At 68.1% G+C, this 22,955-nt stretch carries 24 protein-coding genes; 9 read left to right on the top strand and 15 right to left on the bottom strand.

Annotation, left to right across the window (positions count from 1 at the left end):
• Window positions 1–121: 121 nt before the first annotated feature.
• On the bottom strand, window positions 122–3,193 hold the full coding sequence (locus AB0E63_RS43780; protein WP_360380026.1) for an FtsX-like permease family protein: 3,072 nt from the start codon (window positions 3,191–3,193) through the stop codon (window positions 122–124).
• A gap of 181 nt (window positions 3,194–3,374) precedes the next feature.
• On the opposite strand from AB0E63_RS43780, the gene AB0E63_RS43775 reads away from it, so the two are divergent.
• The 5 genes from AB0E63_RS43775 to AB0E63_RS43755 all read left to right on the top strand — a co-directional run bounded on the left by AB0E63_RS43775 (window position 3,375) and on the right by AB0E63_RS43755 (window position 7,943).
• Window positions 3,375–4,364, top strand: a complete 990-nt coding sequence (locus AB0E63_RS43775; RefSeq protein WP_360380023.1) for an aldo/keto reductase — start codon at window positions 3,375–3,377, stop codon at window positions 4,362–4,364.
• Window positions 4,361–5,188 carry an SDR family oxidoreductase gene (locus AB0E63_RS43770; RefSeq protein ID WP_360380021.1) on the top strand — a complete coding sequence of 276 codons (828 nt, stop codon included), beginning with the start codon at window positions 4,361–4,363 and terminating at the stop codon, window positions 5,186–5,188. Before AB0E63_RS43775 ends, AB0E63_RS43770 begins: the two co-directional genes overlap by 4 nt.
• Before the next feature lie 12 nt (window positions 5,189–5,200).
• Window positions 5,201–5,947 carry a DNA repair protein RecO gene (gene recO / locus AB0E63_RS43765; RefSeq protein ID WP_360380019.1) on the top strand — a complete coding sequence of 249 codons (747 nt, stop codon included), beginning with the start codon at window positions 5,201–5,203 and terminating at the stop codon, window positions 5,945–5,947.
• A gap of 566 nt (window positions 5,948–6,513) precedes the next feature.
• Window positions 6,514–6,927 (top strand): hypothetical protein, encoded by a 414-nt coding sequence (locus AB0E63_RS43760; protein ID WP_360380017.1) that lies wholly within the window; start codon window positions 6,514–6,516, stop codon window positions 6,925–6,927.
• A gap of 113 nt (window positions 6,928–7,040) precedes the next feature.
• On the top strand, window positions 7,041–7,943 hold the full coding sequence (locus AB0E63_RS43755) for a hypothetical protein (RefSeq protein ID WP_360380014.1): 903 nt from the start codon (window positions 7,041–7,043) through the stop codon (window positions 7,941–7,943).
• Window positions 7,944–8,015: 72 nt separating this feature from the next.
• Here the strand turns inward: AB0E63_RS43755 and AB0E63_RS43750 are convergent, their stop codons facing one another.
• The 4 genes from AB0E63_RS43750 to AB0E63_RS43735 all read right to left on the bottom strand — a co-directional run bounded on the left by AB0E63_RS43750 (window position 8,016) and on the right by AB0E63_RS43735 (window position 10,911).
• Entirely contained in the window at window positions 8,016–8,537 is a 522-nt protein-coding gene (locus AB0E63_RS43750; protein ID WP_360380012.1) for a hypothetical protein, read from the bottom strand.
• A 244-nt stretch (window positions 8,538–8,781) separates the two neighbouring features.
• Window positions 8,782–9,099 (bottom strand): hypothetical protein, encoded by a 318-nt coding sequence (locus tag AB0E63_RS43745; RefSeq protein WP_360380010.1) that lies wholly within the window; start codon window positions 9,097–9,099, stop codon window positions 8,782–8,784.
• A gap of 214 nt (window positions 9,100–9,313) precedes the next feature.
• On the bottom strand, window positions 9,314–10,345 hold the full coding sequence (locus tag AB0E63_RS43740) for a hypothetical protein (protein WP_360380007.1): 1,032 nt from the start codon (window positions 10,343–10,345) through the stop codon (window positions 9,314–9,316).
• Window positions 10,306–10,911: a hypothetical protein gene (locus AB0E63_RS43735; RefSeq protein WP_360380004.1), complete on the bottom strand. Its 606-nt coding sequence runs from the start codon at window positions 10,909–10,911 to the stop codon at window positions 10,306–10,308. Before AB0E63_RS43735 ends, AB0E63_RS43740 begins: the two co-directional genes overlap by 40 nt.
• 127 nt (window positions 10,912–11,038) lie before the next feature.
• On the opposite strand from AB0E63_RS43735, the gene AB0E63_RS43730 reads away from it, so the two are divergent.
• Together AB0E63_RS43730 and AB0E63_RS43725 are read left to right on the top strand one after the other, a co-directional pair.
• Window positions 11,039–11,875 carry an isoprenyl transferase gene (locus AB0E63_RS43730; RefSeq protein ID WP_360380001.1) on the top strand — a complete coding sequence of 279 codons (837 nt, stop codon included), beginning with the start codon at window positions 11,039–11,041 and terminating at the stop codon, window positions 11,873–11,875.
• A gap of 98 nt (window positions 11,876–11,973) precedes the next feature.
• Window positions 11,974–12,879, top strand: coding sequence for a hypothetical protein (locus AB0E63_RS43725; protein WP_360379998.1), 906 nt, complete (start codon window positions 11,974–11,976; stop codon window positions 12,877–12,879).
• A 74-nt stretch (window positions 12,880–12,953) separates the two neighbouring features.
• Here the strand turns inward: AB0E63_RS43725 and AB0E63_RS43720 are convergent, their stop codons facing one another.
• The 4 genes from AB0E63_RS43720 to AB0E63_RS43705 form a co-directional block, all read right to left on the bottom strand.
• On the bottom strand, window positions 12,954–13,595 hold the full coding sequence (locus tag AB0E63_RS43720; RefSeq protein WP_360379995.1) for a response regulator transcription factor: 642 nt from the start codon (window positions 13,593–13,595) through the stop codon (window positions 12,954–12,956).
• Complete coding sequence (locus tag AB0E63_RS43715) at window positions 13,592–14,800, bottom strand: sensor histidine kinase (protein WP_360379992.1); 1,209 nt, start codon at window positions 14,798–14,800, stop codon at window positions 13,592–13,594. Before AB0E63_RS43715 ends, AB0E63_RS43720 begins: the two co-directional genes overlap by 4 nt.
• Before the next feature lie 104 nt (window positions 14,801–14,904).
• The gene (locus AB0E63_RS43710) at window positions 14,905–15,726 is read right to left on the bottom strand and encodes an ABC transporter permease (protein ID WP_360379990.1); all 822 of its coding nucleotides are present in this window, start codon (window positions 15,724–15,726) and stop codon (window positions 14,905–14,907) included.
• Window positions 15,726–16,622, bottom strand: a complete 897-nt coding sequence (locus tag AB0E63_RS43705; protein ID WP_360379987.1) for an ABC transporter ATP-binding protein — start codon at window positions 16,620–16,622, stop codon at window positions 15,726–15,728. Before AB0E63_RS43705 ends, AB0E63_RS43710 begins: the two co-directional genes overlap by 1 nt.
• Window positions 16,623–16,844: 222 nt before the next feature.
• Here AB0E63_RS43705 and AB0E63_RS43700 point away from each other — a divergent pair, with 222 nt between their 5' ends.
• Window positions 16,845–17,939 (top strand): S-(hydroxymethyl)mycothiol dehydrogenase, encoded by a 1,095-nt coding sequence (locus AB0E63_RS43700; protein WP_360379985.1) that lies wholly within the window; start codon window positions 16,845–16,847, stop codon window positions 17,937–17,939.
• Here the strand turns inward: AB0E63_RS43700 and AB0E63_RS43695 are convergent.
• From AB0E63_RS43695 to AB0E63_RS43680, 4 genes are all read right to left on the bottom strand, one after another.
• Entirely contained in the window at window positions 17,890–18,378 is a 489-nt protein-coding gene (locus AB0E63_RS43695) for a GNAT family N-acetyltransferase (RefSeq protein ID WP_360379982.1), read from the bottom strand. The genes AB0E63_RS43700 and AB0E63_RS43695 overlap by 50 nt on opposite strands.
• Before the next feature lie 123 nt (window positions 18,379–18,501).
• Window positions 18,502–19,476 carry an aldo/keto reductase gene (locus tag AB0E63_RS43690; RefSeq protein ID WP_360379980.1) on the bottom strand — a complete coding sequence of 325 codons (975 nt, stop codon included), beginning with the start codon at window positions 19,474–19,476 and terminating at the stop codon, window positions 18,502–18,504.
• 79 nt (window positions 19,477–19,555) lie between these two features.
• Window positions 19,556–19,993, bottom strand: a complete 438-nt coding sequence (locus tag AB0E63_RS43685) for a MerR family transcriptional regulator (RefSeq protein ID WP_360379976.1) — start codon at window positions 19,991–19,993, stop codon at window positions 19,556–19,558.
• Between the two features lie 56 nt (window positions 19,994–20,049).
• Window positions 20,050–20,676 (bottom strand): TetR/AcrR family transcriptional regulator, encoded by a 627-nt coding sequence (locus AB0E63_RS43680; RefSeq protein WP_360379973.1) that lies wholly within the window; start codon window positions 20,674–20,676, stop codon window positions 20,050–20,052.
• Between the two features lie 68 nt (window positions 20,677–20,744).
• Here AB0E63_RS43680 and AB0E63_RS43675 point away from each other — a divergent pair, with 68 nt between their 5' ends.
• Window positions 20,745–21,404 (top strand): hemerythrin domain-containing protein, encoded by a 660-nt coding sequence (locus AB0E63_RS43675; protein ID WP_360379971.1) that lies wholly within the window; start codon window positions 20,745–20,747, stop codon window positions 21,402–21,404.
• A 1-nt stretch (window position 21,405) separates the two neighbouring features.
• Here AB0E63_RS43675 and AB0E63_RS43670 read toward each other — a convergent pair whose 3' ends face one another.
• The gene (locus AB0E63_RS43670) at window positions 21,406–21,801 is read right to left on the bottom strand and encodes a Fur family transcriptional regulator (protein ID WP_360379968.1); all 396 of its coding nucleotides are present in this window, start codon (window positions 21,799–21,801) and stop codon (window positions 21,406–21,408) included.
• Window positions 21,802–21,849: 48 nt separating this feature from the next.
• The gene (locus AB0E63_RS43665; protein ID WP_360379965.1) at window positions 21,850–22,854 is read right to left on the bottom strand and encodes a metal ABC transporter permease; all 1,005 of its coding nucleotides are present in this window, start codon (window positions 22,852–22,854) and stop codon (window positions 21,850–21,852) included.
• Window positions 22,855–22,955: the final 101 nt, after the last annotated feature.

Below are 22,955 nucleotides of genomic sequence, written 5' to 3'. Positions count from 1 at the left end.
GGTCATGGGGCCTCCCGCCCTGGACTGAGGAGCGGAGGGAGCGAAGCGACTGGAGCGACGAGGGAAGGCCGGGAGTAACAGCCCCATGACCCGCGGCGCCGGAGGCGCGGCAATGACACTGTCATGTGAGGTCCTCCCGGATGCGGGCGAACCCGGCGCGCCTGTTGACCCCGGTCCCCAGCAAGAGCGTCACTGTCGCGAGTACCGCCGTACCTGCGAGCCAGAGCAGCAGTGCGACCGGCCAGTTGGTATTGAGCTCCAGCGGTATCGGCCCACCGGTGTCAGCGAACAGCGGTATCAACGGCAACGCGATCTGCGCCCCGACCACACCACACACCGACCCCAGCAGCACAGCCAGTGCCACCGGACCGGTCTGCTCCCACCGAGCAGCTCGCCCAGTGGTGCTGGCCGGTACGCCGGTGATCCGCAGGCTCGCGTAGTCCTGAGCCCGCGACCGCCACGACGTCACCACTGTGAGCAGCAGTACGACGATTGCCAGCGCCCAACCCGCTATCCCGACCACAGGGGTCAGCTGCAGCGCCAGTGCACTCGCAGACCGCCCGTACGACGCGGTCCGGTCGGTCCGGCGATCGATCAGCTCTGGTGCGAACCCGTCCGCGCGGAGCTGATCGACGATCGTGTCGACCTTCGCCAAACCGTCGGCATTCAGCCACAGCTCGAACTCCGTCGAGGCTTCGTCCACGGTCCCGGCGAGGCGCCGTACCGTCTCGAGGTCGACGACGGCGGTGCGGAGCGGGAACCGGTTGACCGGTCCGTCGAGCCGGTCGAGCTTGGCCAGCGCGATCGGTGCGCCGTCGAAGCCGGGCGTCGTTGCCGAGGCGTCGTACCGATAGTCCGGCGTCACCAGCGCGGGGGTCACCGGCGGCACGGACGCGTACTGCAGGAGTTGGTCGCCGCCCAGGTTCGTCACCGCCAGGGTGAGCGCACCGCCGGACACGGCTTCGATCGAGTCCTGGCTGGAGTCGGGTTGCTTGACGGGCTGCCAGTCCTCGGGCTGACCGAGCGCGATGGACGGGTGGTCGTCGCTGGACAGCTTCTCGATCTGTACGTCGCCGCGGATCCCCGCCTGGTCGTCGAGGTCGCGGCTGATCCCGAGCCGGAGGAGTTGGCATCCGTCCCGGCAGTCGATCTTGGCCTCCAACTCAGCCTGCCGACCCAGCGGCAGTCGCGGGAAGGTGAGGAGGTTGCGTGCGCCGGTGCTCAGGTTGACGACGTTCGCGACCACGCGGATGGACCTCGCGGCGGGTTGCGGCACCGGCTGCTGGCCGTTGTTGACTGTTTTCGGCTGTACCGGCGTCATCGTTCCGGTCGAGGCCGTGATCGTCAGCTGGGTACTGCGGAACTCGATCGGCGGGACGTTCGGCGCCGACAGCTTGCGGAACCCTTCGGCGTCGGTGAGCCGGTCGCCGCGGTACGCGATCCGCTGGAAGCTGTCCGGTTCGATCATCATCGTCTGCAGCGAGTCGGGCGACGGTGGGCGCGTGACCACGACCGGCGTGAGCCAGTGGCGGTCCGGGTCGATCTTGTCGATCGCCTGGGTGAACTTGCTCAGGTAGCCGGCATTCACCCGCAGCACCCCCTCGGCGCCGGTCTCGTAGCCGGCGCGGAACTCCCGGTTGTGTTGGCCGACCGATGCGGCCTGGCCGGCGAACACGACCAACGCGGCGGCCACCGCGACCGCTGCGACGATGCGCGTGACGGCAGGCCTGCGGGAGATCTGCAGCGCTCCTAATGCCAGGCCCAGGCGTCCCCGGCGCAAGGCTCGCCGGCTGATGAGGCCCGCGATCGGGAGGAGCAGGTGGGCGAAGGTGAGCCCGACGGCGAGGGCCAGCAGCGCCGGCGCGAGCACAGGCAGCGGACCCCGGCCCGAACCGGTCAACCCGGACACGAGCCCCGCGATAGCGAGCACGATGATCGCCAGGTCGACCATGCCCAGCGTCCGGCCCCGGCGGTGTGGCGCCACTCGCCGCAGCAGGGCGGAGATCTGCTGCCGTACGACGCCGCGCACCTGGAGCACCACGACACCGAGGGCGACGACCGCAACCGCGAGCAGCGCAACCGGGACAGTCCAAGGGAGCTCGATAGGGGAGCCATGGTGCAGCCAAGTCGCCCGGACGATCAGTAGGAGCGCGAAGCCGACCGGTGCGCCGGCGAGTGTTCCCATGAGCACTGGCAGGCCGAGCTCCACGGACAACGATCGGCCGGTCCGGCGGGCAGTGGATCCGCGAAGGCGGGCGACCGCGATCTCCGGCCGCCGCTGGTCGACCACCACAGCGAGGGCCAGGGCGAGGACGACCAGTCCGAACAGAGCGACCTGCACCATCACCAGCGGGATGATCGTGGCGGCCTGTGCGCGCTCGTTCCGGATCCGCTCGAGCACGCCCTGCAGGCCTGAGGTGTTCTCCGCACCGAGTTCGGTGGCTTTGACCTTGACCGCGGACGATGCCGCTTCGAGGCGGTCCAGGTCGTCGAGCCTTGCCACTCCCGGCGCCGGCCTGGTGTCCAGGGTCGTGTGCTGACTCCAGGTGTTGCCGGCGAACGTCGTACGGTCGGTCAGCAGATAGTCGGACTCACCCGGCTGCTTGTCGATCGGGGGATGGGAGTGACCGACGGGTGGGCGACCGAACCAGTAGTCCGCCTCGCTGTCCTTCGGGCGGTACAGGCCGACGACCTTGAGGGTGCCGCCGACGTCTGAGGTCTCCGGGACCACCGGGAGGGTCTTGCCAGGCTCGAGACCCCAGGTCTTCTCGTCGACCGTCGAGACGATCACTTCGTTCGGTCCACTCGGGCACCGGCCAGCGACCACGACGATCTCGGCGCAGTACCCGTCCCGCCACAGCAGCCGGCTGACGATCGGCTCTGGCGCGTCGCGCCAGTTGACGTCGCTGTGAATGCCCAGCACGGGCTTGGTGAAGAGCGGCCCGATGTCGGCGGGGACCAACTTCGTCAGGTCCTCGGGCTGGGGGTTCGTCGAGGAGCTCCGCGCCGGACTGGTCTCGAGCTGCCACGCGGCCGACAGGCGCTGCCCGGACAGGGTCTCGGTCATCACGGTCTGCTGGACGGCGCGGGCGAACCACGGCCCGAACACCGCGCAGGTCCCGATCAGCAGGCTGATGCCGGCCAGCACCAGCGCCTGGGACCACCGGTACCGCAGCGCCTGTCGTACGAACATCCGTCCAGCCACCCCCAGTGTGTCGCCGCCCCGCCTGAACATACGGAATGGCGTGGTCACGGTGGCGAGCCGTGGCGAAATGTCACAGAGTTGTTGTCTAGGCAGCAATGCCGGTGTCACGGACGGTGATCATCCGGAGGGTGTTGCCCAGCGCAACGGGTCCCGGCGGTAGGTTCGGGGCATGCGTGAATCCCAGCTCGGTGACCTGACCGTCTCCTGCCTCGGCCTCGGCTGCATGGGGATGTCCCAGTCCTACGGCGTGACCTCGGACGAGACCGAGTCCGTCGCCACCCTGCATGCGGCCATCGACGCGGGCTGCACCTTCATCGACACCGCCGACGTGTACGGCGACGGCGCGAACGAGGAACTCGTCGGCCGCGCCCTGGCCGGCCGCCGCGACCAGGTGGTGCTCGCGACGAAGTTCGGTTTCAAGCGGCCGGCGAGTGCCACTGCGGTGCCGTCGGTCGTCGACGGATCGCCTTCGTATGCGCGGGAGGCTATCGATGCCTCTCTGCGCCGGCTGGGCGTGGACCACATCGACCTGTGGTATCTGCATCGCCGGGACCCGCAGGTGCCGATCGAGGAGACCGTCGGCGCGATGGCTTCTATGGTCGAGGCGGGCAAGGTGCGGTACCTCGGCCTGTCCGAGGTGAACGGCGACACGGTCCGGGTCGCGCACGCGGTGCACCCGATCAGCGCCGTACAGAGCGAGTGGTCGCTGTGGACGCGCGACCCGGAGACCGTCGTACTGCCGACGCTGCGGGAGCTCGGGATCGGGTTCGTGCCGTTCAGCCCGCTGGGCCGCGGATTCCTCACCGGGCAGCTCAAGTCGCCCGACGACTTCGAGCCGGACGACATGCGGCGCGGGCTGCCGCGGTTCACCGGGGAGAACTTCCAGCGCAACCTGGACCTGGTCGCCCAGGTCCAGTCGTTGGCTGCCGCGAAGGGCGTCACGCCCGGCCAGCTGGCGCTGGCGTGGTTGCTTGCGCAGGGCAATGATGTTGCGCCGATCCCGGGGACGAAGCGGCGCAAGTATCTGGCCGAGAACCTCGGTGCGGCCGACGTCTCGCTGACACCTGCGGAGCTGGCCGCGCTGGACGAGGCGTTCCCGGCCGACGCGGTCTCGGGGCAGCGGTACGCCCAGGGTGGAATGGATCTGGTGGGGAAGTGATCGGCGTCACCGGTTCGACCGGTCAGCTCGGTTCCCGGATCGCTCGCCGGTTGGCGGATTCCGGCGTACCGCAGCGGCTGGTCGTCCGGGACCCCGGGCGGGCACCGTCGCTCCCCGGTGCTTCGGTGGTGCAGGCGGCGTACGGCGAACATGACGCGCTGCTGGACGCCCTGGACGGCGTCGAGGTGCTGATGTTGCTCAGTGCAACGGAATCGGCCGATCGGGTTGCGTTGCACAAGGCAACGGTCGATGCGGCGGTGGCGGCCGGGGTCTCGCGGATCGTGTACACGTCGTTCGCGAGTGCCGCGCCGGGGGCGACGTTCACGTTCGCCCGGGACCACTGGCACACCGAGCAGCACATCCGGTCCACCGGAGTCGATTTCACTTTCCTGCGGGACAACCTCTATCTCGACTTCGTGCCCGGGTTCGCCGGTGCGGACGGCGTGATCCGGGGTCCGGCCGGCGACGGTCGTACTGCCTCGGTCGCGCGCGACGACGTGGCGGCGGTGGCGGCCCGGGTGCTGGTGGACCCGGGGCACAGCGGGGCGACGTACGACCTCACCGGTCCGGCCGCCTTCACGCTGGCCGAGGCGGCCGCCGTACTCACGGAGGCGTGGGGGCGGAAGATCCGCTACGAGCCCGAGACCCTCGACGAGGCGTACCGCTCCCGCGAGTGCTACGGCGCTCCCGCGTGGGAGGTCGCCGGCTGGGTCACGTCGTACGCCGCCATTGCGAGCGGCGAGCTGAGCCACGTGTCGACCGCGGTCGAGGACATCACCGGCAGCCGTCCGATCAGCCTCGAGGAGTATGTCGGTCGCGGGTGAGACACTGACCTCGTGCCGCTCTACCGGGATCAGGCGATCGTGTTGCGCACCCAGAAGCTGGGTGAGGCAGACCGGATCGCCACGCTGCTGACCCGCGGCCGCGGCAAGATCCGCGCCGTCGCCAAGGGAGTCCGCCGTACGTCGTCCCGCTTCGGCGCGCGGCTGGAGCCGTTCAGCCACGTCGACCTGCAGCTGGCCACGGGCCGCACCCTCGACGTCGTCACGCAGGCCGAGTCGATCGCGGCGTACGGCGAGGGCATCGTCGGCGACTACGCCCGGTACACGGCCGGCACGGTCCTGCTCGAAACCGCCGACCGCCTTGTCGTCGAGGAGAAGGAACCCGCCACCCAGCAGCACCTCCTGCTGGCCGGCGCCCTCCGCGTCCTGTCCACCGGCGAACGCGAACCCGCCCTGGTCCTGGACTCCTTCCTCCTCCGCTCCCTGGCGATCTCCGGCTACGCCCCCTCCTTCGCCGACTGCGCCCGCTGCGGCGAACCAGGCCCCCACCGAGCCTTCAACCCCGCCTCCGGCGGCATGGTCTGCTCAACCTGCCGCCCACCCGCCTCAGCCATGCCCGCCCCCACCACAGTCGCCCACCTGGCCGCCCTCCTCACCGGCGACTGGCCCACCGCCCTCCGCGCCGACCCCAGAACCCGCCGAGAAGCCACCGGCCTAATAGCCGCCTTCTTCACCTACCACCAAGACCACCAACTCCGCTCCCTACCCCACCTAGACCTAACAACAGGCACAGGCACCTGACAGGCCCGATTACTGCTCCTGTTCGGCGCTCTTCCCGCGCTCGTGATCCGGCTGGATGGAGTTGCGAGCCTGCGGGGCATTGGTTGGCGCATGAGCAGCGCCGGCCGCTGGTGCGCCCCCTTCGAGTGCGACAGCGGTCGCGGACTTCTCGCCCCCGCCGGTCAGGTTCGGGTGTGTGCCCCACGTTCTGCACGGCGGGCTCGAGATGCTCGTAGCCCGACACCATGGCCTGCGGAAACGCCGTGTTCAACCGGTCCCGTCGCTGCGCCCATCCGACGTACTCCGACAACCGGAACGACGCCCTCGCCAACCCAAGCCCGCAGGAAGGTGCAACCTGTGGATAACCCGCACGCCGCGAACCGCCGGTATGGCAGAGTTACACACTCAGTAACCGGTCCGACGCGGAGGAACCCATGCCCAGCCGAGCCGTCGCAGCAGCGGTCCTCACCCTGACCGTCGCCTCCCTCTCGGCCTGCGGCACCAACTCATCCCCAACGCCAACCCCATTCACCCCGTCGACGGCTACGGCCGATCCGACACCAACGGCTTCAGCGGAGGACACCGCCGTGGCGGCTGCGTCCACCGCCTACCGCCAGTTCATCGCCGCGACCGATGTCGCCTACGCCAGCGGGGGCGTGAATGTCGCTGAGCTGAAGAAGCACGCCAGCGGAGTGATGCTCGCGGCCGAACTCAACCAGGCAGAGACTTTCAGAGGCAAGAAGTGGCACAGCGTCGGCAGTCAGCAGGTCGTCTGGGTCAAGGCGGCGACGGTCGGCGAGCCGGATGCCGGCGGCCAGATCAACGACCTGACCCTCCAGGCGTGTGTCGACTCCTCCAAAGCGACCGCGGTCGATGCCAACGGCAAGAGCGTGAAGGCGCCGGGGACACCTCCCCAATCCATCGACGAGATGCGTATGCGCCGCACCCAAGGCGTTTGGAAGGCTGACTATCCGAAGAGCAGGAAGGCCGGGACGTGTTGATACGCAAGCTCGTTGCCGCGTCGACGGTCTTCTTCTTTCTCAGTGCGTCGACTGCGACAGCTGCTGTCCTGAACCCTCCCGAGACCGGGGAACCCGACTGTGTCATCAACCGGGTGACTGGTCAGTGTGAGCTGACCGCGGGCGATGACGGCGATCCGGCCTCGGAGTCCACGCAGACGACGCCTGGGACGAAGAAGCCTGGTGGGGCCAAGTGTGTCTTCAAGGGGCAGGCGGTGCCTTGTCGGACGGCGGATGGGTTCTTTGATGCGGCTTCGGGGTGTTATCTGACGCCGCAGGATGCGCCGTCGTCGTTGGTGAATCCGGTTAGTGGCTATCCGTCGGGTACGAAGTTCTATCGGTGCTGGGTGATCCTCGGGGTCGTCGATGGCCGGCCGCAGGGTATTGAGAGGTTCGAGTCGGTGATCCGTGAACCCGGGCAGACTCAGACCATCGATCCGCGGGTTGCGGCGCAGCAGGTGGTGGAGACGATGACCTTCATCGCGCCGCAGCTCGGGTTGTCGCCGTACGTGCAGAGCGCCACGCACGAAGGAATCGTCAACGTACCGGTCTGGATGGGGGTGACCGATCCAGGGCCGACGACGACAGGCCCGCAGACCAAGCGCGCTGCCGTCGGCGGCGTTGCGATCGAGGCGACCGGAACAGTCGACCGCATCGAGTGGTCGATGGGCGGCGGCGAGACCGTGACCTGCAAGGGCGCAGGTACGCCGTTCAGCCGCGCGATGGCCGAAGGCAAATCGCTCAAGGAGATCCCGGCATCCCCAACCTGCGGCCACAAGTACCGGACGACCTCACGCTGCGAGAAGTCCGGCACCTACCAGATCACCGCCACCGCCTACTGGAACGTCCACTGGACCGGCGGCGGCATGCAAGGCGACATCCCCATGGACTTCAGCCGGTCCGTTCCTCTGCGCGTGACCGACCTGCGACCGGTGCTGGTCGATCCCGCCGGCGGCCCAACTACCTCCCAACCTCCAGTACGCAGCTGCACTGGCTGACAAGGCCCCTGCAAGCGGCCACGGCAGGCGCCGCCGCTCACCGCGGCCGGACGGCATCTCCCACCCGCCGGCTCAGCTACAGCTCCGTCTGACGGCGGCGTCGACAAGTCCCGACGGCAGTCCGAGCCTTGCCAAGCGCTCGGCATCACTGCCCCTGCTCGGCACCCGTGCCTTCTCCTGGCTCTGTTGCGTCGATTTGCGAGCCTCGGGTGTGCTGGTCGGAGCATGCGCCGCACCGGTCAGTGGCGCGACGCCGTCGACCGCTACTGCTGTCGCGGTGTCTCGCTGGTTGGCGGTGAGGACTTCGGCGGTGCCGCGTTGCTCGGGTGCCACGACCGCGTTGAGGTTCTGCGCGAAGGGGCGGAGCTCTGGTTGGGCGGCCATCTTGTCCAGGAGCCTGGACATGGTTCGAGGCTCGCGCTTGTTGCGGCTGACCATGGCCTGCAAGGCCGACTGGACGCGCTCGGGATCCTCTTGGAGCTTGCGATTGAGGAACTGGGACAGCTTCTCGACGCGCATCGCGTGCGGTCCGGTCGACGGCGGGTGGAAGTCCTTGATGTTGTCGGTGACCAGGACGTCCGACTGGCTGTGCACAGCGGCCGCGAGTACGTGCTTGTCCTTTGGATCGGCCGGGATTCCAGACCCTCCGGGAGAGGGCGTGTCATCGCCGTCGGAAAGACCTTGTTCATCCTGGCGATGCGCTGGTCGATCTTCTCCTCGGAGACTCCTTCGGGCCGGTTACGGCGCATCTCTTCGAGGACGTGTTCGGACCACCGAGGGGAGAAGACGTCGCGGTGTGCCACCGACAGCAGAATGTCGTTGGTCATCTAGCCACGAATCACGTTGGCGTCGAGGAAGCGCGCTCCGGTTGTGCCGGGCCATCGGTGGCCGACTCGGTCATGACGGCCGCTGATCGGCGCCGGGTTCGTCCCAGGGCTCCTCGTCGAGCAGTTCCTGGAGCGCCGCGCTCCTCACGGCGCTTGTTGTCCCACGCGATCACTTCGTCCAGGCGGACCCAGTCGACGTACTCCGTCGACCGGAGTGAAACGGCCCCATCGGCAACGTACGAACGGAAATCGTCCCGGCCCATTGCGATCGCGTCGGCCGCCTCGTCGATCGGTGGTTCGGGCCGCAACGGCGAGATCTTGACTGCCATTCCCCCTCGCATGGCCTCGATCACGTGCTGAACCGCCTTGAACACCAGCGGCGGGAGCTCCTCGCGTCCCGTCAGGTCCGACTACAGCCGGCCCACCGGGCGAGACCTGCCGCTCATCCGCGGCAGCAAGTAGATCCGTGTATAAGTCGGCCCTGGCATGTTCGGATTGCAATCGCCTGAAATCTCATCCCACGGCTCCGCGCGCCCACCCGCATCAACATGCCGCCTTAGCCGGCGCAGCCGGCTGGGAACCGCCGTCCGGATCAACCAGCACCGGCACAGCTTCCCCGATCCGCAACTGGGTGGCCGCCTGCTGCGTCATCGAAATCTGCCCGGTGTCACCCAGAGTGCTCTGCCACGTGATGTCCCATTGCGCGGTCGCGGTCACCGGATACAGGCACTTGGGCAATGCCTTGGACGTCTTCTTGTACCGATGCCCACAATCAGGCGAGTCCTTCACCCCCACAGCCTTGTCGTACGGCGTACCCGCGCCCTCACACCGAATCGTGCTCCCGTCCCCAAGCGACCAGTTGACTGCCTTGACGTGTGCAGTAGCCGTAACCGACAACCCCGGCACAGTTGCAGTCCGCACAATCGGCCCCCAGGTGTTCTCGGTCTTGTCCACCCACAGCCACACCGGCATATTCACCAGACCGATCTGTCCGACCCCCGGCGCAGTCTTCACCAGCGGCGGAGCCAACCGCATCATCGCCACTGCTCTGTAGGCAACCGTCACCGGATCAATCACGACCGTGTCCGGCTCCCCAGGAAGCCAGACCCACTTCGTCACGAGGTGTCGGCCCTCGTCGTACCCCTGCTCCATAAGACAAGCCCAGATGGATCCGTCCGTGTGCCGTTCCCACCGAGGATCACTGAACGGCGGTTGCGGTGCCTCACGCTTCATATAGCACTGCTGACTGTTCGACCAGTTGCCAAGAGTCGAGGTGCATGCTTGCGCTGCACCGCCATGCTGGCAGACCCGTTTGACCGCCTTTTTGGGTTTTGATCCGCCGGTAGGCAATTTGGCGCCCGGCTTGTGAACGTAGCTCTTGAGGACCCACATGCAGTACGGACCGCTTCCGACACAGGCCCAGACGTAATCAGGCCCCGGCTTGGGCGGTCGCTTCTCATCGGCATTCGCCGTCAGCGCCAGAGTCATGAGTGCCAATGCGCCGAGCAATGTGACGACGCCGCGCAACGCTCGGGTCAGCATGTGCCTGATGCCTTGTCGGTCATCAGCCACCACATCTTGGTCCCTCCGGCAGCCGGCGGGGCGTAGACCAACTGTGAGGCGACCTTGTGCCGCCTGCCGTTGCCAGGTCCCAGCGGAACTGGCTTGCCGTCCTTCTGGAACCGGATGACGATGGCTGAACTGTCGACGCAACTCACCAGCCGGACTTGGGGCTGTTCAAGGTTCAATTTGACCGATGTCACAACAGTGTTTGTGACCTTCGTCTGCCCTGTCTGATACCAGCCGTAGTCCTGGTAGTTGATGACATCCTGGAGGACAGTCAGCATCCAAGCGCCACCGTTACCCGCCTTCTCCAATGCTGTCCGATCGGCCTTGGTCGGCGTCGACAAGGTCTTGTCGACAGCTGCTCTCGCGGCGACGTAGCGGGCTTTGGCTGCGGTGATAGCTGCCTCTTCCTCCGGAGTCCAGGCGGGGGTGGACGGGGCGGTTGGTGTTGGCGTAGGGGTCGGCGACGTGGGATTTGTGTTGGGCCGTCCGGCTTCGGGGGAGCCGTTGCATCCTGTGAGCGCGGTGAGGGCGCTGAGCAGGACAACGGCTGTGGTGAGCGGTCGGCGCGTCATGCGGTGGGACTCCGTTCTGTGTGCGGTTGGTGTAAGGGTGTCATACGGAGGGTGTTCGGCCGGGTGGGTTATCCACAGGTTGCAGGTTGCTGCAGGGCGGGTTCGTGGGGGTGAAAGACTGCTGCGTATGTCGCCATTGGGTCGTCGTCGGGGTCGGGTTGAGGCACGGGTCGGGGAGAAGGTCGTGGTTGCGCCGGAGCCGCATCCGTCTGGGGCTCGGCCGCCTGCTGTCCCGGGTGAATTGGTTCCGAGGCATGTGGCGATCGTGATGGATGGGAACGGGCGGTGGGCCAAGCAGCGGGGGCTGCCCCGGACCGAGGGGCACAAGGCGGGTGAGGCGAGCCTGCTGGATGTGATCAAGGGCGGGATCGAGATCGGGGTGAAGTACATCTCGGCGTACGCGTTCTCGACGGAGAACTGGGCGCGCTCGCCGGAAGAGGTGCGGTTCCTGATGGGGTTCAACCGCGAGGTGATCCACCGCCGGCGGGACGAGCTGGACGCGATGGGGGTCCGGGTGGTGTGGTCCGGGCGGCGGCCGCGGTTGTGGAAGAGCGTGATCGACGAGCTGGAGAACGCGCAGGAGCGGACCAAGGACAACGACACGATCACCCTGCAGTTCTGCGTGAACTACGGCGGCCGCGCGGAGATCGCCGACGCGATGAAGTCGATCGCGCGGGATGTTGCCGCAGGCAAGCAAAAGCCGGACCGCATCAACGAGCAGACGATCGCGCGGCACCTCTATGCGCCGGACATCCCCGAGGTGGACCTGTTCGTCCGGTCGTCGGGCGAGCAGCGTACGTCGAACTTCCTGGTCTGGCAGCTCGCGTACGCCGAAATGGTCTTCCTCGACACCCTCTGGCCCGACTTCGACCGCCGCGATCTCTGGCGCGCGATCGAGCTCTACGCCCAGCGCGACCGGCGGTACGGCGGCGCCGTCCCGAACGAGGTAGTTGCCGAAGGCTAGGGCGCGGGAACGGTCGTGGACTCACCCGCGTCTACCCTGATCGGAAGATCTGCCACGGACAAAGCAGCAGCCGGGCGAACGACGAAGGACGACTACTGATGGCGAACGAGGCGGAGATCGCCGGACGGACCGATCTGATCGCGAAGGCGATGATCGAGACGAACAGGACGATGCGCGACGTGCTCAACGACCTGGGAGAGGCCGACAAGGGCATCGGTCGGCACCTGGAGGACGTCCAGAGACTGGCCGGGAGCGCCGGGAACGTCCGTGCCGCGGAGCACGCCGCGGAGCAGATCGGGGCGGTCGCCCAGCGGACCCGGGACCCTCAGACCATGGACCAGTGGAGCGACGCGGACATGCGGGTTCGCCGGACGTTCGGGACGTCGCAGGTCGCCGCGGGTGAGCTGTCGTCGCGGATCGGCAGCAGTCAGCGCGGACTCGAGGAGATCCGCGAAAGGCTGGCCCAGAGCAGGGGCCGGCTCGATCAGGCCATGAAGCACCTCGACGCGCTCGACCAGCTTCCCGAGTACGCCGGTTCGCAGCAGTCGACCGGCCTGCGTGCCCGGCTGGACCAGCTCAAGGTCGTCACCGCTCGCGCCGACGCCGGAGTCAGGGAGACGATGGAGGGGCTCGGAGGGGCCCGGAGGTCGGCGGCGGCCTTCGAGAACAGCCAGGTGCAGATCGGCGAGTCCCGGCACTCGAAGGCCGTCGAGCAGACCAGTGAATCGCTGAGAACCACGGTGACGCAGGCCCGTACCCGCCTGCGCGACACGGGGAACACGATCTACGACGAGCGGACGCAGGTGGGCGAGGCAGCCCAGTACGCCATCAACCAGGCGAACGAGAGTCAGGCGACACAGCGGGATCCCGAGCTGGCCGACGCGCTACGGGCAGGCTCGAATCCCACGCCGCAAGCTGCTCAGCAGGTCGGCCGTGGTCCCGCGGAGCAGGACCTTCGTCACCGCCTGGACGGCCCGTCCCAGGACGCCAGCCTCAATCGGTGATCAGCCGGCGTCCCAGGACGCCAGCCTCAATCGGTGATCAGCCGGCGTCCCAGGACGCCAGCCTCAATCGGTGATCAGCGGCCGGGGGACGGGAGCAGACCGCGTTCGATCGCGACGGTGACCGCGTGGGTGCGGTCGTCGACGTCCAGCTTGGCGAAGAGACGCTGGAGATGCGTCTTCACGGTCGCCTCGCCGATGTACAGTTCCCGCCCGATCTCCGCGTTGCTCAGTCCACGCGCCACGGCGGCCAGGACCTCCAGTTCGCGCGGTGACGGCTGCGCAGCCGGCGGCGCCGAAGGTGTCCGCAACCGCGACATCAACCGAGCCGCGACAGGCGGAGCCAGGACCGTCTCACCACGGGCTGCCGAACGGATCCCGTCCAGCAAGTCGGCATGAGGCGTGTCCTTCAGCAGATACCCCGCCGCGCCCGCCTCGACGGCGTGCAGGATGTCGGTGTCGGTGTCGTACGTCGTCAGCACGAGTACGCGCGTCGACGGATAGCCGGCCACGATCGACCCCGTCGCCCACACCCCGTCCTTGCCCGGCATCCGCAGGTCCATCAGTACGACGTCAGGCTTCGTCGACTCGACCTGCGCCAAAGCCTCCGCGCCGTCGCCCGCCTCGCCGACCACCGAGATGTCGTCGGTCACCGCCAGCATCCCGATCAGCCCGGACCGCACCACTGGATGGTCGTCGACCACCAGAACCCGAATCACACATCCTCCCCAGCAGGAACCAACACCTGAATCCGGGTGCCGTGACCAGGCGAGCTCTCCACCTGCACCGACCCACCCGACTCCTCGACCCGCCCGCGCATCGCGTTCAGCCCGAACCCACTCGACACCGCGGCCGGGGTGAACCCGGACCCGTCATCCCGGATCTCGATCCACACCCCACCGTCAGACAGCCCCAGCGTGATCCGCACCTGAGTCGCCCGAGCGTGCTTCCGTACGTTCGCCAGCGCCTCCTGCGCCGACCGCAGCAAAACCACCTGCTGCGCCTGCGGCAGCGCCGCGACCTCCTCATCCGGAAGGTCCAACGACACCTGCACGTTGATCCCAGTCTCGGCCGCGAAGCGCTCGCCCTGCCGCCGCAGCACCTCCGTCAACGTTGCCTCTGACAACGCAACCGGGGTGAACGCGGCAACCAACGCGCGGGCCTCGGCCAGGTTCTCCCGGGCGGTGTCCTCGATCGCGGCCAGCCGAGCCGAGGCTCCGTCCGTCCCGCCACGCTGCAGCTCCACCGCGGCCGCCTGCGCCAGCATCACGATGCTCGTCATCCCCTGCGCGAGCGTGTCGTGGATCTCCCGCGCCATTCGCTCCCGCTCAGCCATCACACCGGCGCTGTGGTGCGCCTCGGCGAGCTCGTCCCGGGCCGACTCCAACTGCTCGATCAGCACCGCCCGCTGCTGGCTCTGCGTGATCACCTTCTCGATCCAGATCCCGAACAGCAGGCTCACCACGAGGCTGACCAGCATCCACGGCAGGATCTCCCAGAGCGCGTCCCAGCCCCAGCCGGCGCTCCACAATTGAGCCGAGCCGACACCGATCACCAGCAGCAGACTGAGCCAAGCGCTCTCACGCACGCTCTCGCACAGCAGCCAGATCTGCGCGGATGCGATGAACATCAGGAACACCGCCTGCGGATACAGCCCGACCATCACCATCAGGCACGCGATCAGCACCAGCCGGTACACGTACGCCGGAAGCGCCCGCCGCGACGCGATCGCCGGCAGACCGATGAACTGGTACGCCGCCCCGAGCACCACGACCGCCCCGGCAAACGCGACCTGCCGGGTCCGGTCGAGATCACCGAAGAACGACAGTACGAGCGTCATCGCCAGTAGCACCCAGAACACGATGTGCCACCCGACGAGGGTCCGGGTCCACACCGGCTGGCCGGCTCCGGAAGAGGTCTCCACGGCAACCATCTTCCTCCACACCAGGATCCAGACACGAGGTCCGGTCCGGGCAGGGGTACGACGCCGGGCCACCGGCGCCGGCGTCGTACCGCAGGGGTTGTTCATCAGCCCGCGTCCCGGCGGGTCCAGCGGAACACGCGCTGGGCGACGATCAGGCCGACCACCAGCCAGACCGTGAGGACGACCGCGCCGAGGCCGAGCTGCCACGAGCCACCCGGCTCGTTCGCCTCCAGCGCGGCCGGCAGGAACACCGACCGCATCCCCTGCGCCAGCCACTTCAGCGGGAAGAACTCCGCCACCGTCTGCATCCAGGCCGGCAGGCTGCTGTAGACGAAGTACACACCGGACATGAACTGCAGCAGCAGGACGATCGGCGTGATCACCGCGGACGCGGCCTTGCCGGACTTCGGTACGACGCTGAACGCGATCCCGAGCACCGTTCCCGACGCGGTCCCGAGGACGAAGATCCAGGCGAAGTTGACCCATTTGGCCGGCTCGGACGGGAGGTCGACGCCGAGCAGCAGTCCGGAGATCGCGAGCAGCAACGCGATCTGCAGGATCGAGGTGATCAGGACCTGGCCGATCTTGCCGATGAAGTAGGCCTGCTGCGGCATCGGCGTACCGCGCAGCCGCTTCAGCAGGCCTTCGTCGCGCTCGAGCGAGATGCTGATCGCGAGCGACTGGAAGCTGCTCAGGAAGATGCCGGAGGCGATCATCCCGGGCGTGAAGTAGGTCGGGGCGTTGACGCCGTTGAAGTCGGTACTGCCGAAGACGGCGGAGAAGATGCCGAGGAAGATGATCGGGAAGAAGAAGGTGAAGATCAGCGCTTCCCGCTCGCGGAAGAACTCGCGGACCTCGAGCTTGGTCCGGGCCAGGCCGACCGACAGCGTCGAGGGCAACGGCTTGGTGGTCAGGGTGTCGGCCATCAGAGTGCTCCAGCTTCGATCGCAACAGCGGCGGTCTCGGTGTCGGCGGCGGTGGTGGCCTTGCCGATCAGGTCCAGGTAGATGTCTTCCAGGCTCGGGCGCCGTACTTCGAGCTCGGGTACTTCGCCGCCGAAGCGCTGCATCAGCGCGGCGACCTCGGTGGTCGGCTGGTCGGTGCGCAGCTCGTGCGGGCCGTCGGCGTCGCTCCAGGTGACCCGGGCGGTCCGGGCTCCGCGCCCGCCGAGCGTCTCCGGCGTACCGATCTCGATCATCCGGCCGTCCGCGATCACCCCGACCCGGTCGGCCAGGTGCTCGGCCTCGTCGAGGTAGTGGGTGGTGAGCAGGATCGTGGTGCCTTCGGTGCGCAGGTCCTCGATCAGCGTCCAGAACTGCCGGCGCGCCTCGGGGTCGAACCCGGTCGTCGGCTCGTCCAGGAAGAGAAGCTCCGGGTTGCCGATGACGCCAAGCGCCACGTCGAGCCGGCGGCGCTGACCGCCGGACAGCTTCCGCGGGCGGGTCTTGCGCTTGTCCTGCAGTCCGACGGCGGCGATCACCTCGTCCGGGTCGCGCGGGTCGGGGTAGTAGGCGGCGTAGTGGTTGACCAGCTCGGCCACCGTCGACTCGGCCTCGTCGCGCGAGGTCTGCAGCACGATCCCGAGCCGGCTGCGCCACACCCGGTCGCCCTGACCCGGGTCGGTGCCGAGCACGCTGACCTCTCCGGCGTCGGCCCGGCGATACCCCTCCAGGATCTCCGTGGTCGTCGTCTTGCCGGCCCCGTTCGGCCCGAGCAGGGCGAACACCTCACCCCGATGGATGTCCAGGTCGACCCCGTCGACCGCGACCTTGTCCGGGTACCGCTTCACCAGGCCCCGAACCCTCACTGCGTCTGTCTGCATGCCTCAACCTTCCCGTCCGGACCGCGTCCCCCGGGAGCACCGCCCGGTGGACTCTCTGTCCCCCGACCGGTGGACAGAGGTGTACCGAAGAACAGGAGGTGGTGGCCTCGCGGACGCCTCGGCCGCGGTGTTCAGCCGGGCGGTGGGATGTACGTAGGCGACTACGTCCTGTTCTTCGGTACGGCGGTGGCGAGTCAAGCCCAGGCCAGATAGCGTCGGGGAATGGCTCAGACGGTGCGTGGTGTGGTGGCGAAGGGCAAAGGCCTACCGGTGTCGATCGAGGAGATCACCATCCCCGATCCCGGGCCGGGGGAGGCGGTGGTGAAGGTCCAGGCGTGCGGCGTCTGCCACACGGACCTGCATTACCGCGAGGGCGGCATCAACGACGACTTCCCCTTCCTGCTCGGCCACGAGGCGGCGGGGATCGTGGAGTCGGTCGGAGCCGGTGTCGCCGACGTCGAGCCCGGCGACTTCGTCGTCCTGAACTGGCGGGCCGTCTGCGGCAACTGCCGTGCCTGCCTGCGCGGCCGCCCCTGGTACTGCTTCAACACCCACAACGCCAAGCAAAAGATGACGCTGGCCGACGGCACCGAGCTCAGCCCGGCCCTCGGCATCGGCGCGTTCGCCGACAAGACCCTGGTCGCGGCCGGCCAGTGCACCAAGGTCGACCCGGCCGCCAAGGCTGAGGTCGCCGGTCTGCTCGGCTGTGGCGTGATGGCCGGCCTCGGCGCGGCCATCAACACCGGCAACGTCGGCCGCGGTGACAGCGTCGCCGTGATCGGCTCCGGCGGCGTCGGTACGGCGGCAGTCGTCGGCGCGCGGCTCGCCGGGGCGGCCAAGGTCATTGCCATCGACATCGATGAGCGCAAACTGCGGACCGCGCAGGAACTCGGCGCCACCCACACGATCAACTCCAAGGGCCTCGACCACGACGGGGTCGTGAGCGCTGTCCAGGAGCTGACCGGTGGGTTCGGCGCGGACGTGGTGATCGATGCGGTCGGCCGTCCGGAGACGTGGAAGCAGGCGTTCTACGCGCGGGACCTGGCCGGCACCGTCGTCCTGGTCGGCGTACCGACGCCGGAGATGACGCTCGAGATGCCGTTGCTTGACTTCTTCGGCCGCGGCGGTTCGCTGAAGTCGAGCTGGTACGGCGACTGCCTGCCGACCCGGGATTTCCCGCTGCTGATCGACCTCCACCTGCAGGGCCGGCTACCGCTGGACCGCTTCGTCTCCGAGACGATCGCCCTGGACGAGGTGGAGGCCGCGTTCACGAAGATGCATCACGGAGATGTGCTGCGGTCGGTTGTGGTGTTCTGAAGGAGATCCACACATCGGGAGTCGCGTCCGGCTTCCCGGCGATCGGACGGCGTTCCGAGGTCCAGACGTCGCCGGAGACCTCGGTCGCGACCCGGTGCCAGAACCGGACGGCCTTCGGGTTGTTCTCCTGGAACGCGACCTCGCACGGTCCGGGGTGATGGGCCAGCACTTCCAGCACCGCCCGCAATCCAAGCCCATTGCGCCGGACCGGCCGCACCATGAAGAAGGCGTTCAGCACCCGCACCGGTTGCGTGAGCGCGCGCATGAAGCAGAATCCGACCGGGCTCTCACCGCTGTAGAACAGGTACCCGGCCCAGTCCGGGTCCCCGGTGAGCACCTTCTCCAGCCACTCGGTCCGGTAGCTCCCGTCCGGCCGCGGTAGTTGTCCCTGGAACTCGGACATGTCGTGGCGGAACATCAGCCACAGTCGCTCCAGCACGACTCGATCCTCCGCAGCGGCTCGCCGTACGAACATAGGTCTCCTCTACAAACGGTCTGAGAACGCAGAAAAGCCTCCCGCCGGAAGAAGATCCGGTACGGAAGGCTTACTGCGGTCAGTTTATCAGTCCTGCGCCGCAGTCGTCCCGGCGACCCAGTTCATGTCCGGGTAGCGCGCGCCCACCGGCGTGAGCTTGGACAGCGAAAGGATGTCGTCCTCCGACAGCTCCACTGATAGGGCGCGGGCGTTCTCCTCGAGGTAGCGACGCCGCTTGGTTCCCGGGATCGGTGCCACATCGTTGCCCTGAGCAAGCACCCAGGCGAGCGCGACCTGTCCGGGCGTCGCGTCGTACCGTGCGGCGACCGCGCGGATCTCCTCCACCAGCGCCAGGTTCGCTTCGAGGTTCTCGTCGGCGAAGCGGGGGAGCGTACGGCGGTAGTCGTCGGCGGCCAGGTCCTGCGGCAGGGCGCCGGTCAGCATGCCGCGTCCGAGCGGCGAGTACGGCACGATCCCGATGCCGAGCTCCCGGCACGTCGGCAGCACCGACTCCTCGATGTCCCGGCTGAACAGGGACCACTCGGTCTGCACCGCCGTGATCGGGTGGACCGCGTGCGCCCGCCGGATGGTGTCCGCCGACGACTCCGACAGCCCGAGATACCGGACCTTGCCGGCTTCCACCAGCTCGGCCATCGCCCCGACGGTCTCCTCGACCGGTACGCCGGGATCCGCGCGGTGCTGGTAGTACAGGTCGACGTGGTCGAGGCCGAGCCGGCGCAGCGAGTTGTCGATCGACGACCGGACGTACGACGGCGATCCGTTCACGCTCCGCGCCGCGGCGTCACGCGGATCGTTGATGATGCCGAACTTGGTGGCGAGGAACACCTCGTCGCGGCGGTCCGCGATCGCCCGGCCGACGAGTTCCTCGTTGGCGCCGAAGCCGTACATGTCGGCGGTGTCGAGGAAGGTGATGCCGAGGTCGAGCGCCCGGTGCAGCGTCGCGACCGACTCGGCGTCGTCGGTCTCGCCGTACGCGTAGCTCATTCCCATACAGCCCAGTCCGAGTCGGCTGACCTCGGCGCCTTCGCTACCTAGTTTCATGACTATCTCCTCAGAAGGTTTTGGCATGGCTCCGCCCGCCGACGGACCATGAGTGGTCGTCGGCCGGGCAGAACCCGAACTACGGAGCGGCAGTGCCGCCGTACGTGCTGATCTTGTAGTCGGTCACCGCAAGCGCGACCTGCAGATCGCGCATCCGGCGCTGGATGCCGGCCCGGTGCTCTTCCATCAGCGCGAGCCGCTGCGGGGCGGTGTGATCGCCTTGCGCGACCAGGTCCAGGTAGTGACTGATCGTGCCGATCGGCATGTCGGACGCGCGCAGCCGGGTGACGAACATGATCCGGCCCATCGCCTGCCGGTCGTAGCTGCGGTAACCGGCGTCGTCCCGACCGACTTGGACCAGCCCGATCCGTTCGTAGTACCGCAGGGTGTGGGCGGTGAGCCCGGTGATCGCGGCGGCCTCCGCGATCGACAACTGCTCCGGCAGGTCGTCCGGAAGCTCGAGCAGCCCCAGCAACCGCACATCGACCGGCGGCTTGAGCAGCTCCGTGGTGTTCATGTCTTCGACCGTACGCCTTCGAGCGCACTCAAAGGCAAAGGTGACCTGGGCCACAGTCAGGCGAGGAGATCCCGGGTGAGGGTGCCGGCCAGCCAGGTGGCGTACTTCTCGTCGCTCCAGCCGTAGCGGCGCAGGGTGAGGTACGGCCCCGACGAGGAGAGCATCAGCAGCAGGTCGGTGGCCTCGGCCGCGTCGACACCGGAACGTAGCCCCCAGCGCTCGGCGATCAGGTCGACGATCTGGGCCAGGCCCTCGCGACGTAACCGCTCGGTGCGTTCGACCACGGCGGCGGCGTCGGGTTCGTGTGGCGCCGACTCGGCGACCTCCTTGATCGCCGCGACCCGGGTCAGGATCGCCGTGTTGCCGCGGACGAAGGCAGACAGTGCCGCCCCGCCGGATGCGGCCGTGGTGAGGTCGGCGATGAACGGCTGCTCCATCGGGGGAAGCCGGTCGGGTCCGAGGACGGCGTGGTCGAAGCATGCCTGCAGCAGTTCTGCCTTGGTGTGGAAGGTGAAGTACACGGTCTGCACCGCGACGCCGGCCCGGGTGGCGATGTCGCTCATCCGCGCCCCGACGTACCCGGCCTCGGTGAAGACCTCGATCGCGGCCCGGATCATCCGCTCCCGGGTCGCCGCCGCCTGCTCGCGACGGGTGCGCTTCGGCGTGTTGACAGGCTTGCCCACCCGACCCAAACTAGCAGTAGTCATTGACTAGTGATAGTCACTAGTGAATGAGTCCAGTGGGGGTCGAGATGACTACACCGTCCAGCGCCGTCAGGGCATCGGATCCGTGGGAGATGGCTCTGATCCACCGGGTGATCCGGCGGGGGTTCGAGCAGTCGAGGGAGTACGTCCTGGCCGCGGGCGCGGAGTCCCGGGCCGGAGCCGTGGCGAAGTACATCGGCTTCCAGCTCGACGGGTTGCACTCCCATCACTCGACCGAGGACGAGCTGCTCTGGCCCGTCCTGCTGGAGCGGGCTCGTCCGTCCGCAGCCTTGATCCACCGCATGGAGGAGCAGCATGCCGGCGTCCACGACGCCGTCGAGACGACCCGGCGCCGGCTGGTGACCTGGCAGACCGCGCCGACCGCCGCCGCGTCGGAGTCGCTGGCCGCGGCCCTCGAGACGATCTCCACCCGGCTCGCCGAGCATCTGGGGGAGGAGGAGCGTGACGTGGTGCCGCTGATCGCGGCGCGCGTCACGCAGGCCGAGTGGGACCGTCTCGGGAAGGTTGCCTTCAGCAAATTCAAGCCGGATCAGCGGTTCACCGCGATGGGTGAATTGCTCGCGACCGCTGACCCTGACGAGTCCGCCCGGATGCTGTCCGATCTGCCGGCTCCGGTGCGGTTCATCTGGTGGCTGGTAGGACGCCGGCGGTACCAGCACTTCATGGTGGCGGTCCGCGGCTCCTGACCTAGGCGGTCTGCTGGCAGTCCGCGCAGGTGCCGAAGATCTCCAGGGTGTGGCTGACGTCGGCGTATCCGTGCTCGGCCGCGACCTTGTCGGCCCAGCGCTCGACCGCCGGGCCCTCGACCTCGACGGTGCGGCCGCAGTTGCGGCAGACCAGGTGGTGGTGGTGACCCTTCGAGCAACGCCGGTACGCCGTCTCGCCGTCGGTGGTGCGCAGGACGTCGACCTCGCGGGAGTCGGCGAGGGCCTGCAGGGTCCGGTACACGGTGGTCAGGCCGACGGCCTCGCCCGCGCCCCGGAGCTCCTGGTGGATCTCCTGGGCGGTCCGGAAGTCGTCGAGGTTGTCGAGCGCGGACGCGACCGCCGCGCGCTGACGGGTCGAGCGTGTTCCGATGGCCACCGTTCCTCCTGTCCTCAAGTCACACCGATTGTCTCAGAAGTCAGCAAATCAATGCTCATCCCAGTGATCACCGTGCGCCGCGTGCAGGTGACCGTCGTGCACATAGTCGACGTGGTCGCCGTGCTCGACCTTCTTGTGGCCGCACTGCTGATTGTGTGCGTGCGGGTGCCCGGCGCTCACCACATGCGGCTCCGGCGCCGGTACGCCGATCTCCGGCTCCTCGTCCTCCAGCGGCAGCGCCCGCCCGGACCGCCGCCGCAGCAGCGTCCCGATCGTTGCCGCCACCACGAACCCGGCCAGCGCCAGTACGACGATGGTCGCGCCCGGAGCCACATTCGCGTTGTACGACGTGACGATCCCGGCCAGACACGCGACCACACCGATTACGCACGCGGTCACGAACGTACTGCGGAAGGACCGCGTCAACTGCTGTGCGGTCGCTACCGGGACGACCATGAGTGCACTGACCAGGAGCAGTCCGACAGTCCGCATCGCCACAGTCACAGTCACGGCGGCCATCACCGCGATCACCAGGTTGAGCAGCTGGACCCGGAGTCCCGTCGTACGAGCGAACTCCTCGTCCTGGCAGACCGCGAACAACTGCGGTCCCAACCCGATCGCCACGACCAGGACCGTGACGGCCAGCCCGACGACGACGTACAGGTCGCTGGGCGACACCGTAGTGAGTGAACCGAACAGATAGGTGTTCAGAGTGGCTGCGCCTTGTCCGGCCAGGCCGATCAGCAGCACACCGCCCGCGATACCGCCGTAGAAGAGCAGTGCGAGCGCTACGTCGCCACTGGCCTTGCCGCGGGCGCGGACCAGCTCGATCGCGGTCGCACCGGCGATGGACACGAGCACCGCGGTCAGCACCGGCGCGCTCCCGGTGAGCAGGCCCAATGCGACACCAGTGATCGCGATGTGCCCGATGCCATCACCCATCAACGACAACCGCCGCTGCACCAGGTAGGTCCCGATCGCCGGCGCCGACAGCCCGGTCAGCAGTCCGGCGATCAACGCCCGCTGCATGAACTCCAGTTGGAACATGGTCATGGGGCCTCCCGGCCTGGACTGAGGAGCGCAGGGAGCGAAGCGACTGGAGCGACGAGGGAAGGCCGGGAGACAAAGCCCCATGACAGATCGGAAGAGCGTCG

It is taken from the genome of Kribbella sp. NPDC026596, from assembly GCF_040638415.1.
In the GTDB taxonomy this organism is placed as follows: Bacteria; Actinomycetota; Actinomycetes; order Propionibacteriales; family Kribbellaceae; genus Kribbella.
The sequence above is the reverse complement of the archived record's forward strand: the minus strand, read 5'-3'. Positions and strand labels throughout refer to the sequence as shown.